At 39.2% G+C, this 14,457-nt stretch carries 9 protein-coding genes; 1 reads left to right on the top strand and 8 read right to left on the bottom strand.

Features of this window, described 5'->3' with window-relative positions:
* Positions 1–5 precede the first annotated feature (5 nt).
* A complete protein-coding gene (locus AC1DOK_RS13250) occupies positions 6–5,729 on the bottom strand; it encodes an Ig-like domain-containing protein (protein ID WP_477554764.1) in 5,724 nt (1,907 codons plus the stop codon).
* 396 nt (positions 5,730–6,125) lie between these two features.
* A complete protein-coding gene (locus AC1DOK_RS13245) occupies positions 6,126–7,190 on the bottom strand; it encodes a lactonase family protein (protein ID WP_477554763.1) in 1,065 nt (354 codons plus the stop codon).
* Positions 7,191–7,513: 323 nt separating this feature from the next.
* Here AC1DOK_RS13245 and AC1DOK_RS13240 point away from each other — a divergent pair, with 323 nt between their 5' ends.
* Positions 7,514–7,807, top strand: coding sequence for a 2Fe-2S iron-sulfur cluster-binding protein (locus tag AC1DOK_RS13240; protein WP_477554762.1), 294 nt, complete (start codon positions 7,514–7,516; stop codon positions 7,805–7,807).
* A 149-nt stretch (positions 7,808–7,956) separates the two neighbouring features.
* On the opposite strand, the gene AC1DOK_RS13235 is transcribed toward AC1DOK_RS13240, so the two are convergent.
* The 6 genes from AC1DOK_RS13235 to AC1DOK_RS13210 all read right to left on the bottom strand — a co-directional run bounded on the left by AC1DOK_RS13235 (position 7,957) and on the right by AC1DOK_RS13210 (position 13,653).
* Positions 7,957–8,748 carry a polysaccharide deacetylase family protein gene (locus tag AC1DOK_RS13235; RefSeq protein WP_477554761.1) on the bottom strand — a complete coding sequence of 264 codons (792 nt, stop codon included), beginning with the start codon at positions 8,746–8,748 and terminating at the stop codon, positions 7,957–7,959.
* Positions 8,749–8,884: 136 nt separating this feature from the next.
* Complete coding sequence (locus AC1DOK_RS13230; protein ID WP_477554760.1) at positions 8,885–9,577, bottom strand: ABC-2 transporter permease; 693 nt, start codon at positions 9,575–9,577, stop codon at positions 8,885–8,887.
* Positions 9,570–10,493, bottom strand: a complete 924-nt coding sequence (locus tag AC1DOK_RS13225) for an ABC transporter ATP-binding protein (RefSeq protein WP_477554759.1) — start codon at positions 10,491–10,493, stop codon at positions 9,570–9,572. Before AC1DOK_RS13225 ends, AC1DOK_RS13230 begins: the two co-directional genes overlap by 8 nt.
* 143 nt (positions 10,494–10,636) lie before the next feature.
* On the bottom strand, positions 10,637–11,572 hold the full coding sequence (locus AC1DOK_RS13220; RefSeq protein WP_477554758.1) for a sensor histidine kinase: 936 nt from the start codon (positions 11,570–11,572) through the stop codon (positions 10,637–10,639).
* A 1-nt stretch (position 11,573) separates the two neighbouring features.
* The gene (locus AC1DOK_RS13215; protein WP_477554757.1) at positions 11,574–12,278 is read right to left on the bottom strand and encodes a response regulator transcription factor; all 705 of its coding nucleotides are present in this window, start codon (positions 12,276–12,278) and stop codon (positions 11,574–11,576) included.
* Positions 12,279–12,546: 268 nt separating this feature from the next.
* Entirely contained in the window at positions 12,547–13,653 is a 1,107-nt protein-coding gene (locus AC1DOK_RS13210; protein ID WP_477554756.1) for a methyl-accepting chemotaxis protein, read from the bottom strand.
* Positions 13,654–14,457: the final 804 nt, after the last annotated feature.

Here is a 14,457-nt window from a genome sequence, read left to right as displayed (position 1 = left end):
TGTTACTACTTAACGATTTCTACGGTTTCCATTGATGGATACCACAACACATTAGCTCCGAAGTATTCAGATATATAACGGATTGGGACTAATACACGGTCATTTACAACCTTTGGTGCTGTATCAAATCCTTCGATCAGCTTATCAACAGTCAGCGTAAGTGTTTTTCCATCCAGCTTAATGGTTACTTCCTTCGCCTCTTCATTCCACAGCACATCTGCCCCAAGGTTCTCTGCAATAAACCTCGCAGGAACCATCGTTCTGTCATTAACAACAATTGGCGCTACATCATTGGATTTCTTAACACCATTAACCGTTGTATGAAGCTCATTAAACTTTAGTCGAATTTGGGTTAAACTCTTTGCTTTAATCACACCGTATAGACTAAAGTGGTCGGTATAGAAGGTAAATGATTTGTTTAGTGTGTTATATGTACCGCCTAATTTAACAAGCGTAAGGTTACGCTTATCATCCTTGACGTAACGGACACCTGTTAATTGAGCGATATCTGCTTCTGATAATTGCAATGCGGATAAGTTCACTGTAATAGCTACAGGTTCTCCAAATGACTTAATAGGTGTTTTGGTTCCATCTACATGAACTATTTGAGCAATCAATTCGACTAACACGCCACCGATATCAAGTAGACCTACGTTTTCACCTAGAGCAGCATTCTTTAACTCCGTTTGTTTCTCACCTGGCTTAAGAATTCGGATACCTAATTCAAGTTTTGAGTTGTCTGCCAGTGTATTTCCGAAGGATGTGGGGGCAAATTCTACTGTTACCAGACCATTCTGTAATACAAGCGATTTCTTCTTGTCTATTAAAGATTTCATGCTACTTGATGTAATTTGCAATTTGCCATCTGGGTCATTACTTAAAGAAATAATAACTTCTTTCCCACTATTTAACGCATCACTTATGGCTTTGTCAGCGTTGACTTCTTTCAACGTAAGACTAAGTGCGCTACCTCCGGTTGAGCTGCCTGATCCGCCTGATCCGCCACCCGTTGAACCACCTGGGGATTCTCCACCATCTGTTGGCTTCTTATCAATTGTCGCAAGGATACGATAAACTTTAGACGTTACCCCATCAGAAGCTGTTACTGTAACAAGAATAAGTACATCATCTGCAGATTGCTTTGTAATTGTTATATCAGCAATCGCTTCTTCATCTTCCAATATGACCTCAGCATCAAAATCTGAAATATCATAAGGCAATCTTGCCGTATAGCTTGTAATATCTGATCTGAATGAAGGGTATAACGGGAATACCCGGAAATCCTCACCCACTACTTTGGAGCCGAATAATTCTAGATAAGCTAAATTAGCATTATTGTTCACTGTCGTAAATCCTAGCGTGTATTCATACTCAAGCGGAATAGATTCTGTATCCATTACTGCTCCTTGAGGAATTGTTAATTGATACACAGTTCCGTAATTCAAAGCCTTCTTAGGTTGAATCGTAAGCGTATTTCTGCTAATCGACGATTCCGTATCAACAACTACCCCGTTATGAGCTAATTTGACCTGATCAAGGTTATTCCCCTCAACAATAAGCTCACTAAAGGTTATTGCAATACCGCTATTTAACTGCACCTTAGCTGCATTTTGAACAGGTGTGCTGCTCTCTACATAAGGTGCCTCTATCGCCTTTCCAGTTGTGAATACAAAAGTATATTTCTGAGTCATTCTATTGCCTGTTCTATCAGTTATAGCATTTTCCGGTAGGATAACTTTGTAATTCATATCCTGCTCAAGTCTACTTCTCGGCTTTAAGGTAAGTGAATTTCCATTGATCGTACGATCAATTACGATAGCCTTCTCACCTTTTAGAATAGAAATAATTTTGAAATTGTCTCCTGCTTGAATGTCTTCATCAAATGTAATTACAATCTCCTTATCTAATTGAACACCAGTCATTCCCTGATCAGGATTCGTCATTGTAATCTTTGGTGCAATCTTATCTGCTTTAACCACTTTGAATGTCTGGGAGTAATCGTTCACTAGATTTAGACCATTCTGATCCGCTATAGCTTTATTGGGAATTGTCAACGTATAGGTCTGGTCATACTCAAGTGATAGATTCGGTTTAATTGTAAGGACATTGCCTTCGATCTTACCTGTTACGCCAACAGTCGATTCGTCACTTTTTTGCAGCGTAATTCGATCAAAATCAGTTCCTTGGTGTATGGCTTCATTAAAGCTCAGTAAAATATTCGATTGAATATCGTTTACAATTCCTTTGCTTATATTTGTTCGCTCTACGAATGGTACCTTGGTATCAAGTGTGTGAATAATTCGGAGGAATTCAGCATCCATTGTCTGCCCCACGCTATCTTTCACTACATCAGCAGGAACGACTAATTTATACTTACTATCAGTAATGAGATTTGCAGCTTGAATTCCTAGCCTATTGTCTTCTAATTGATACGTAACTGCTACTGGTTCATTCTTATCGTTGAGAAGTTTGATATTCAACGCTTTATTGTCATGAACAATTTCATTGAAAATTAATTCGAACGTATAATTAAGTGCCGCATTCTCTCCAACATCTGCCTGATTAAAGGACTCATTTATCTGTGCAATCTGAGGTGACATGTCGATGTATTGAATTCTTTTCTTACCATTATCTAGCAAGTACAGGTTATTGGAGTCATCTATTGTAGCTGTTGTTGGAGATATGTACTCATTAACCTTACCTCCGGTGGTATCCTTCGCATCTTTCTTTTTGCCAATAGTCCTAATAAACTTACCCTTATTGTCATATTGCAACAGAAGGTTCTTTTCATTATCTGCTACGACATAAACGCTGCCAAAGCTGTCTACTGACACATCGATTGGACTAGGACCCCAATAATAATCAGCTTCGCTAACACCCCATGAAGTCACAAATATCCCACTCGGATCAAGCTTCTGTATGCGTTTATTCTCTCTATCTGCAACAAAGATAAATCCATCCTTATCAACGTCTATTGAAACGGGTCTGTTAAACTGTCCCTCTGCACTTCCCTGCGTCCCCCATGTCGCTAGTTTCACTCCCGCATTGCTGTATTTAACGATTGTATGATTGCTTGTATTCGTTATATAAATATTACCTGTTTGATCTAATGCAATTCCCCCGCTGCTATCTTCAATTGTAAACGTCTGCACGTCTTTGCCTTCTTTATCAAATTTCTTAACCCTATCCAGATCATGGACATATAGATTCCCTAAGTTATCTATAACAAGACGCCCTGGATATCGAAACCCGGTGAGAGTGTTAACTAACTTACCATCCTGGTCAAACTTTTTAACTCCAAATACATTGTTCTCGTAACTTGTTGAATAGGCATTTCCCCACCGATCTACAGCTAATCCCTCAAATCGCGAGTTGCCTGGCATTGGGATTTCTTTGTAATGGGATATCCCTGTACTCGGATTAGATTGCGTTTTGAAGGAAAGTACAAGTGGAGCTTCGAGTTGATTGCCAGACTCATCTGATACGGCTCCCGCAGGTATCGTTACCTCATACTTGGTTAGATAATCTAAAGTATCTTTAGGCTTTAATACCACGGTTGTAGGGTCGTTAGCTTTCAAACTGCTCTGGATAATCGTCGCTACTCCGGCAGATTTCTTCAACATAATCGATTTGGCAGCATCAAGCTGTATATTCTCGCTAAATGTAATCTCTATTTCCTTGTTTATTGCAACGCCTTGATCGTCAGCGATCGGATTTGTGGTTATGATCGTTGGTGATGTTACATCTCGCTCGATTGTAGTGAACGTAGAGGTATGCCCGACTGCAGAATGGTTCCCTGCAATATCCTTCACAGCACCTACCGGTATTGTTACTATAAATACACTGCCATGATTAAGCGGTTTGTTTGGTTTAATGTTAAGAATGCCATTGTCTTTGACACTGGCTGTCATTCCTACTTCTGTTTCATTACTCTTTAGTGTTATCATCCCAAAATGATCACCTTGCTGAATGTTTTCGCTAAAGGTTGCTTCGAACTCTACTTCCACTGCTACGTTCTTAGCAGCATCTCTCGGACTTGTAGCTGTTATGGTTGGCGACGTTATGTCTTGTTTAGTAGTTGTGAATTCAAAGGTATATTCTTTAATAAGTGGATTGCCTATTCCAACCGTATCCTTCACGGCATTTGCAGGAATCGTAACTTTATAGACAGTGCTATAGGCAAGTAAATCTGGATGGGTTAATGTTAAAGTGTTTTGATCCGTATTCGTTTGAATACTAACCGATTTACGATCGGTGGTATCCTCCAGCTTAATCCTTCCGAAATTATCGCTTGGCTGAATACTTTTGCTGAAAGTAATGTTGATTTTCTTATCTATCGTTACATTTTCTGCCTGATTAAGAGGAGTTGTACTTATCACAGTGGGAGGTGTCACATCTGGCGTCTTAAATGGGTATACAATATCTGATTCTAACGTCGACCCGCCACTATCCTTTATCACATTCCTTGGAATGGTTAAAGTGTATGGATGGTTGGACTTAAGTCCACCTATCGATTTCACCTCAAGCACATTGCCGTTAAGGATTTGAACATCCATATTTACGTTGCCCACACCATCTGATAGGGTAATAGTTCCAGAGGCATCAAGAAATACATTCTCGCTAAATTTAATATCTATTGTATACGCAACAGTTGAATGAGCTGGATTGGTATTGTCAATCACACCTGCTTTAGCTTCTTTCCCTACTACAGAAGGAGGAGGATTCAGAAACTGAATTCTATTATTTTCGGTATCGCTCACATAAATATTGCCTTGCTTATCTAGTGCAATTCCTTTAGGGTATTTGAACTGCCCTTCCTCTGATCCGTATCCATTCCCCCAAGTATTTAAGTGCGTTCCATCATTGGCAAATTTCTTGACTTGATTAGTTTCCACAACATAAATATGGCCTGCGTCATCTACGGCTAATCCACGCGGCGAGTCAAGTCCTTTTACAATTACAGCTGGTGAGCTTCCGTCCTTACCAAATCTTATTACTTCATTAGAAGCCCTATCTGAAACATAAACAAAGTTATGATCTACCGCTATTGCTGATGGATCGGAAACGTTATCGATATCATTTCCCCAGCTTTGGATTAGAGTCCCATCTTCTCTATTGTATTTTTCGATGTTCTTTTTATCTGCTCCACTATTTACTACATAAATATATTGCTGGTCTATTGCTATACCTTTCCCCTCGTAAAAATGCGTATCAAAAGTGTTTACTATTTTTCCAGCTCTATCGTACTTACGGATATTTCCATAATCGTCATACACAAATACATTCTGATCATCTACCGCTATTCCATTTGCAATATATCCTGTTTCACCAAAATCTTGAATGTATGTACCCTGGTTATCAAACTGCTTAACTGATAGTTCAGCACCCCATTCACCAGTAAACTCACTATTCGCGGCATAAACCTTCCCCTCACTATCCACTGCGATCCCTTGTGGATAGCTAAGTTCTTGAGAAGAGGTGAAGGTGACAAAACCAGATGCACCTTTCGCAAGTGAGAAATTGGAGAACTCATCCTCATTCGATTGTTCCTCTATATTCGTTGAAGGGATAACCTCCATTGCTTCTTCCTGTCCATCTGATGGCGTAATGACATCCATAACACCATTCGCAGATGCTACGTAACCATTTGCAGACACGATTACAAATAAGATGTTTAGTACAATGAATAACCTTAAAATACCTTGCTTCCTTTTTTTTGAAAGAGACATCTTTAGACCTCCTTTTTTTTAAGATTTATTGACTAACTGAAATAACTCGCTAGTAAACGCTTTCAATAGATGATTAATGAAAGAGCTTCCTTATTAATTAACTCTTGCAATTAGCGTGCCATTATTTATGGCCCTGAATATGTCACCTCACCTATTAATTCATTGGAACAAACCTAGGAAATATCAGACGTCCCCGTCCTAACGGCAGTAGACCACTCGCAATTCGTCACTAATATTTCTAGAAAGTTTAACGAATTAGACACAGCTATGTATAGATGTATAAAATATTGAATAGAATTTATTAGCCTTGCAATATAAATTCTTATAAACTAAAAAACCGTTCCATAAAGGAAACGGCTTTGTTAGTTTTGTTCGTTATAGTAAATCCATACAACATTATTTATAGTTGAAAAACACCTTAATACAAACCGGTTTAGCAACTTTCGTAACTTCACCCATCACTGTCAAACGTCCTGTCATTTGATCAATGGCATATGTAACAATCGTATCGGAATTCTGATTAGCAGCTAGAAGAAACTTACCATCAGGCATGATTGCAAAATTACGTGGGAAGTTGCCAAACGTAGAAATTCGATCTACATAAGTAAGTGTGCCATCTGCTTCATTAATATGGAACAGAACGATACTATCATCCCCACGGTTAGAGCCATATAGGAATTTGCCGTTAGGGGAAATGTGGATATCAGCACAATAGCTAACTCCTGTATAAGAATCTTCTAATGTAGAGATCGTTTGAATCTCCGTAAGAACTCCTTGCTGAGCATCGTAAGCAAAAGCAATTACCGTGTTATCCAGTTCATTAATAACATAAGCGTGATTAAGCACTGGATGGAAGGTTAGATGACGTGGTCCCACTCCTGGTTTAATGGGCACATTGCCATGAGCAATTAGCTTCTGATTATCTTTATCATGCTTATAAACTACGATTTGGTCCATCCCTAGATCAGGAACAAATACAAAGGCACCTGATGGATCTGTAAGAATGGAATGTGGATGTGCTTTCTCCTGTCGATCCAATTGAATGCTTGATCCAGTGTGTTGAACTTGGTCTGCTAATGCAATACCCTCTTCCCCAGTTTGGAACAAGCATACATTACCACCCGAATAATTCGAAGCAAATAAGGAGTTCCTACTAGGATCTAAACTCACATAACACGGATCTGCTCCTAATGTAGGTACACTATTCAGACGTGTCAGGCTTCCTGTTTCAGAATCAATAGCATAAGAGACAACAGTCCCTTCTTCTCCTTCACTTACCGCATACAGACGCAACTGAACCGGATCAATCGTTAAATAGGAAGGATTAAGGATATCCGCATATTGATCAAGTAATCGTAAGCCTCCCGTTTCCGTATGAAAAGCATATAAATAAATCCCTGGTGACGCCTGTTCCGCATAAGAACCTACATATACATAAATTTCATTGTCATTTAACTTCATATTGATGACTACCTCCCTGTTCTATCCTTATTGATTGTATTGGATGACTCTGCTCTTATACTAGCCATTTATTTGCTGTATCTCTACATTCTATTTTTGGTCGCTAATTCCCTGTCTCACTAAATGATCTATGGTATATTTATTACAGTTTAGTTAACATTCCGATAACCTGGTTTATCTGCCTTCCAAAACACTTGCATGCACAAGTATTAGGGGGATATAATACTTTACGATACTTGCATATACAAGTATTTCATCTGCTAGCATATGAGTTAGTATTTATGTCTGTAAGATTAGCATTGCCTACAGGAGGTATATCATAGATGCTAGAATTAAAAGGTAGAACTATTCTCAAAGAAGTTGAACCCGAAGTTGGCGTATCCATACTAAAACACGCAGAAAAAAATAAGGTAGACTGGGGCTTCAGCTGTACAAGAGGCATATGTGCTAGATGCAGATGCCATGTAAGCGAGGGAATGGAGCATTTAACAGAACCGAATAAAGCGGAGAACCTTCGATTAGAGCCAGAAGAAATTGCAGAAGGCTACCGTCTTGGATGTCAGGCTACGGTCGCAAGCTCTGGGACAATCAAGGTCAAGCTCAAAACCTATTTTTAAAAATAGACATGCAAAATAGCGTGCAAATTGGCAAACAGTTTGACACGCTTTTCTTAGCAAAAAAAGTGACAATTATGCCACTTCTAATGTAAACCCGTTACCGTCGTAAGGGGTGCTCTTCTTCTATTGTTTAAATAGTGCTCCTATGATTAACTACTGGATATTGCTTCTTGGGCTTCCAGATCACGAGGATGATCCACTTTAGCCTGTGCTGTAACTCCAGATATCGAATATTCGATATCCATTAACTGATCCGAACGAAGGCATGTGTAGCCCCTTCGATGAACCTCTTTTAGAACCTCCTGAAGTGCTTGCAGCATTAATTCAGGTGCTTCAACATCTGCCCCTAGTGTATCACCACTATCATGCAATAGAATGACCGAACCTGGCTTAATATTTTTTAACAAAATTCGTTGTAATTTACTTGCCTCAGAGTAGGCTTTCCAATCCCAAGCCATTACAGACCACAGCACAATACGATAGGACTTACGCAACAGTAGAAGGTCGCCTAAGTTCACACACCCCCATGGTGGTCGATAACATTGAGGACGCTCCCCGGTTATTTGCTCAATGATATCAGCTGTGCGATCAACCTGCTTATTTCTAACCCGCTTAGGAGTCATCATCCAGTTCGTAACATGCTTATAGTTATGAATGCCAATCTGATGTCCTTCTCTGTACATCCGTCTAATTAATTCAGGATATTGTTCAGCCTTACTACCAAGTACGAAGAAGGTTGCTTTAACCCCGTGCTTATGTAATAAATCTAGCAGTCTTGGTGTATATTGAGGGTCAGGGCCATCATCGAAGGTAAATGCAATTTGCTTGGCATGCTTAGCTTTCTTAAACGCCCATACGCCAAACACGCGTGTTATACAGTAGGGAACCACCATATAGAACACAACAACTAGGAATAATAAGAACAACAACGTTCTTTGCATCAGCTGTCTCTCCCCCTTCTGTACTATTCTATGCTTATCCTGTCTTGTTAGATACCGTCTATATTCTATTTTGAATGATTAATAACAGAATGTTCGTCCCTGCGAATCCAGAGCTGGTCTCTTAACTTGCCACTAATTAGGTTAAATCATCAGACTCTATTCTTCTTATCGTATAGTAAGCAATTAATAGTCCAACAATCCCCATACTGATCGGTACAGCTATAATGGAGCTTAATGAGAATCCCATATTATTGGAACAAACAACTGAGACGATAATTAATGATGCGATGACAGTAGTTGTTCCTGAGTACTTTTTCATACCAAAATAAAGAGGAATTAAGCACATTAAGCTTGTTGCGACGCTTCTCATCCCAATGCCGATCATCGATTCGATTAGCATAGAACTTGTTAATTGACCAAGTACAATATGTATATAATGATTAATGATATAGAACCCGCTTCCGATAATAAGATTAGATAAAACTACCGCAACGAGTGTAAATATAACCACAATAATCAGCTTTGATAGAATTAATTTCTTTCTGTTAATCGGATACATAAACAGGACCGTGATCGATTTATTCTTGAATTCACTAATGACCATACGAGAAAGCATCGCAGCGGCAAAAACGGTAAATGTCCCTCTTACAATCGTATCAATAATCATGAACGCTTCGCTGAAATTAGCAAAAGGTAATTCATCTAATTGTCCTACATCAAGGCTTACAAGAACAATGAACCCTAGAATAACTATATTCGCAATAAAAGCACCTAAAACACTACCTTTAATAGGAAATTTCCTCAATTCTAACTTCATAAGCTTAAGCACTTTTCGCACCCCCATTTAATAAGGACATGAAATAGTCTTCAAGTGAGCTGCTTTTCTTATGAATCGCCTCAATATAAATATCATTTAATATTAAGGTCTTGGTAATTTCACTTGGTGCAATATTCGATTTATAAATTCTGATGACTTCATCATCCATCACTCTTATGTTAGATGTATGCAAACTATTCTCTAGTATAAAGGCTGCCTTCTTACAATCGTTGACTGTGACTTCAATAAATTCTGTGTTCCTCTCTCTCACATAATCCATTGAAACTTCTTCTATTAATTTCCCATGATTAATAACAGCAATCGTATCTGCCATTTGCTCCATTTCACCTAGAATATGACTGGAGATTAACAGCGTTGTACCGTATTCCTTGCTTAACATTTTGAATAAATCACGAAGCTCTTTGATTCCAATTGGATCAAGTCCATTAATAGGTTCATCTAGTATTAGCAATTCTGGTTTTGTCGTAATAGCACGTGCGATTCCTAGCCTTTGTTTCATTCCAAGTGAGAATTCTTTCACAGCTTTATGATCAATATTTTTCAATTTAACAAGATCAAGGGCCTCGTCAATTGCCCGTTTGTTATAGTAACCCATATATTCGCAATGAAGCTCTAAATTTTCTCTAGCCGTCAGCTTATCATAAAAAACAGGAAATTCGATAATGGAACCCATTCTCTTAAGTAGCTCATGAGACTGGTTCGTTACTTTCTCTCCAAAAATTTCAATCTCCCCACCAGTAGGCTTCACAAGGTTAGTCATCATTTTCATAATCGTCGTCTTACCCGCTCCATTAGGTCCCAAGAACCCATAGATTTCACCTTGCTTAATATTCATATTGACATCTGATACAACTTCCTTGCCGTTAAAAGTTTTCGTTAATTGCCGAGTTCTAACGATACAACTCATACAAGGTCTCCTCCTTCGATACTTTAATATACTCCTTATTCTAGACATCGAATTTAGCTTTTATCTTAAGCAATCCTTACTTATTTCTTAATTCTGGACAAGTATCACCAAGCACAAACGAGCCCCGCTTGACTGAGGCTCATCTAGTATCGTAATTTAGGAAGTTGAACCGTAAGCATCGTTCGATCATAGGGATTACTAGCTAATTTAATCGTACCTCCAAGATTTTGTACAAGTCGTTTCGTTATCGTAAGTCCAAGTCCACTACCAGGATTCGATTGATTCCTTGAGTCTTCTAATGTAAACATTCGTTCGAACACGCGGTCTTGGTGCTGCGCATTAATTCCCTTACCTTTGTCCCAAATATGGATATAACTAAACTCCTGATCTTCGTCTACTATTAACCCAACGACGTGTCCATCACCGCCATGATGTATGGCATTCGAGATTAAATTATTCAGAATTCGATCAAGCGCTTCTTCATTTCCCATTACATAAACAGGTTTTTCTGGCGTATCGATATGAACTTCATAACCTTTGGAGGTCAATATATCATAGAACTGAAGCATGTTTCGTTCACATATTTCATTTAAATTCACTCTAGCAAGAGGAATATCCTTATCTCCCGCTTCTATCCTTGCTAAATCAAAAAACTTATGTATAAGTCCCAATACTTCTACTGCCTTGTGATGCACCTTCGTCAGTAGCAATTGTCGTTCTTCACTACTTATTTCGCTGTCTCTATTTAAAGTTTCCAAATATCCTAAAACAACCGTAAGTGGTGTCTTTAGATCATGTGAGATATTGGAGATCATCTTCTTCATTGATAACTCTGTTCTTGTATAATTCGCTGATTTATACTGATTATTCTCAAGCAAATGATTAATTTCTACTAATAATGCTATGATTTGCTTATCCCCAGTAAATAACAATAATTTCTCTCCGGTATCGTGAGTTATGATTCGATTCAGCTGTTGATGGATGTAAGTGAGATCATTATTTCTTGTTCTTCTCGAGCTATATTGAAAAAAAATCACACCTATTAAAACAACAATAATACCAGTCAAAGTGATAACCATGTTATTGACCTTCCCACTTATACCCGATTCCCCACAAAGTCTTAATATACATAGGACTCGATGGATCATCTTCTATTTTGCCTCTTAATCGCCTGATATGAACATTAATCACATTCTCATCACCATAATACTCATCATTCCAAATTAACCTATAGATTTGTGCCTTGGTATATACACGATTAGGATTAGTAATCAACAATTTCAGAATGTCGAATTCTTTGGACGTAAGCCGAAGGTCTTCATTATTCTTGGTTGCTGAAAAATTCTGAATATCAAATCTGAGATTATCTACAATAACTATCTGATCGTCGTGATCGGAATGACTGCTACTACGCGTATATTCAGTAGCTCGTCTTATGGCTGCTTTAATTCTTGCGAGCATCTCGATCATTGAGAATGGCTTCGCCAAGTAATCGTCTGCACCAAACCCTAATCCTAAAGCTTTATCGACATCACTATCTTTGGCTGACATCATCAGAATCGGAACTGAGCTTGTGTCTCGTATGCTTCTCAGAACCTCCATTCCGTTCAATTTGGGCATCATAATATCAAGAATGATCAGATCATAGATATGCTGACTGAACTTAGCCATACCTTCTTCTCCATCATAAGCTATTGTTACTTCAAAGCCTTCCTTCTTCAAATACCCGCTCACCATTTCAACGATAGATGGATCGTCCTCAACGAGTAAAATATGATTCATCATTCTTCTCTCCCTTCCCCTTCATTTCTTCATAAAAGGGAAATTCCTTTATGTAAACTATGTAAACTATGTGAACAACAAGAAGAGCCTCAATAAATTAGAGTCTCTAACCTAACCTATTCTATTCTATTCTATTCTATTCTATTCTATCATATACTATCCTATCATACCTATGCCTTCACCTATATCTTCGCTAACATCAAAACCTATATTTTCATCAACATCTTGATCTTCGCCTAAACTAACACCAACACCTACACTACACCTACACCTACACCTGAACAGTCGTTTCGTATTTGCCAATTAGTCCTTGTATGGTTTCTAGTGCTTTCGATGCTTCTTGGTCTGCTAGTTTAGAAATATCGGCTATTTGATGTGCGCTTTGTTTATTCGCAGGTACAGCGGCAAACAGTTTATCAAATACTTCGGATGTCTGTTCAACATAAGAGGCATTCTGTACCGTTTGCTCTCGACCTGATTGCACTAATTCTACCGCTTGAATGACTGCTTCATCAATCGATTCAATAATTGTGGATATTCTCTCTGCTGCCTTATTTGTTTCATCCGCCATTTTGCGAACCTCAGCTGATACTACCACAAATCCTCTCCCATGAACGCCTGCCCTCGCAGATTCAATCGATGCATTCAAGGCTAATAAATTGGATTGTTTAGCGAGCTCTCGAATCGACTTAAGAATAGAAGATATCGATGACGCCCGTTCTTGAAGCTGACGGATTTGTTCCTCTTGCTCGATCGCAAGCGACTTTTGATGTTCGAATATAGCCTGAGCATTAGATAACTGCTTTCTTCCCTCTATTGTTAACTCTATCATTTGATCCGATATGCTCATCCCTATATGGGTAGAATCCATCACCTGCTTTACCGCTTCATGGATTTGATTCACCATTTGATGGGTTGACTTGACCGTAACTAATTGTGCATCGTCTGCTTCTCTTTGGAGGGTTCTAGAGATTTTTAACAAGTCAGCAACAGTGATAATACCTTTATATCGAGATTGATCTGTAATAATTACACAATCATATAGATAACCCTCATTACGATTTAAAGCACGATCAATTAGCTCATGTGGGGAAATGGCGAGATCTACAATGATTGGTGATTGTTCCATCAGAAGCGTTATCCTTTTCTCAAAATAGAGGGAACTGCCATACAATCTACCCATATGCATGTAGAATCGTTCTTTCATTACAAGACCTAGCGGAATGTTCTCTGAATCACATACTACTGCACACTCTGATTGAAGTGTTTCAAATAAATGGTGGCATTCTCCACATGTCTGATTGGGGCCAATAATAATACAATTTCGAATGTAATCATTAATGGATACACTTAAATTTCGGCTCTGGACGATAGACATTGAGACCACTCCCCAAGTATGCTACTTTTCTCCTAATAGTAGAACCTTTGTGTTAAATCAAATGATTACTTATGTTAACGCCATGTAAAAAGTATTCATCCTCCTCTGACGACGATCAGACGATTGATCAGCTAATCATCAGATAATTGATGAGGCTATAGCTTGCCCGGTTGTGTATGCCCTCAAACTAGAGGGCATACGAGTTGAGACTACGACAAGGTTACTGCGCTTTCTCCGCGGATACTCCGCAATTGCGCTGGCTTTGCCCGCGGTGCGGCACAAAACGGCGTTATTGCGGAAGCTCCTTCCGCTATAACGTCGTTTGCTTCCGCTTTCTCCGCGGATACTACGCTATTGCGCTGGCTTTGCCCGCGGTGCGGCACAAAACGGCGTTATTGCGGAAGCTGCTTCCGTTATAACGTCGTTTGCTTCCGCTTCCGCTGCGGATACTCCGCTATTGCGCTTACTTTGCCCGCGGTGCGGCACAAAACGACGTTATTGCGGAAGCTTCTTCCGTTATAACGTCGTTTGCTTCCGGTTCCGCTGCGGATCCTACGCTATTGCGCTGGCTTTGCCCGCGGTGCGGCACAAAACGGCGTTATTGCGGAAGCTTCTTCCGTTATAACGTCGTTTGCTTCCGGTTCCGCTGCGGATACGGTTCAGCCCCCTAAATCTGGACACTGTCCACACTCATACTGAAGCAATCGTATTATAGCGCAATATCTCGCGGTTTTAGGACTCCTTGCTGCACTAAACGAAGGTACTCCTTCGGTGGCCAATCTTTCAAACTGCCATGAATCCGGT

The organism is Paenibacillus sp. P5_B5, from assembly GCF_056400365.1.
This window is presented reverse-complemented; position numbering and strand designations above follow the sequence as displayed.

What these genes read in the sequence shown, in the direction of transcription:
- AC1DOK_RS13245 (WP_477554763.1), bottom strand. Translation starts at nt 7,190, where the DNA reads ATGAAGTTAAATGACAATGAAATTTATGTATATGTAGGTTCTTATGCG.
- AC1DOK_RS13215 (WP_477554757.1), bottom strand. Translation starts at nt 12,278, where the DNA reads ATGATGAATCATATTTTACTCGTTGAGGACGATCCATCTATCGTTGAA.
- AC1DOK_RS13235 (WP_477554761.1), bottom strand. Translation starts at nt 8,748, where the DNA reads ATGCAAAGAACGTTGTTGTTCTTATTATTCCTAGTTGTTGTGTTCTAT.
- AC1DOK_RS13240 (WP_477554762.1), top strand. Translation starts at nt 7,514, where the DNA reads ATGCTAGAATTAAAAGGTAGAACTATTCTCAAAGAAGTTGAACCCGAA.
- AC1DOK_RS13250 (WP_477554764.1), bottom strand. Translation starts at nt 5,729, where the DNA reads ATGTCTCTTTCAAAAAAAAGGAAGCAAGGTATTTTAAGGTTATTCATT.
- AC1DOK_RS13220 (WP_477554758.1), bottom strand. Translation starts at nt 11,572, where the DNA reads ATGGTTATCACTTTGACTGGTATTATTGTTGTTTTAATAGGTGTGATT.
- AC1DOK_RS13210 (WP_477554756.1), bottom strand. Translation starts at nt 13,653, where the DNA reads ATGTCTATCGTCCAGAGCCGAAATTTAAGTGTATCCATTAATGATTAC.
- AC1DOK_RS13225 (WP_477554759.1), bottom strand. Translation starts at nt 10,493, where the DNA reads ATGAGTTGTATCGTTAGAACTCGGCAATTAACGAAAACTTTTAACGGC.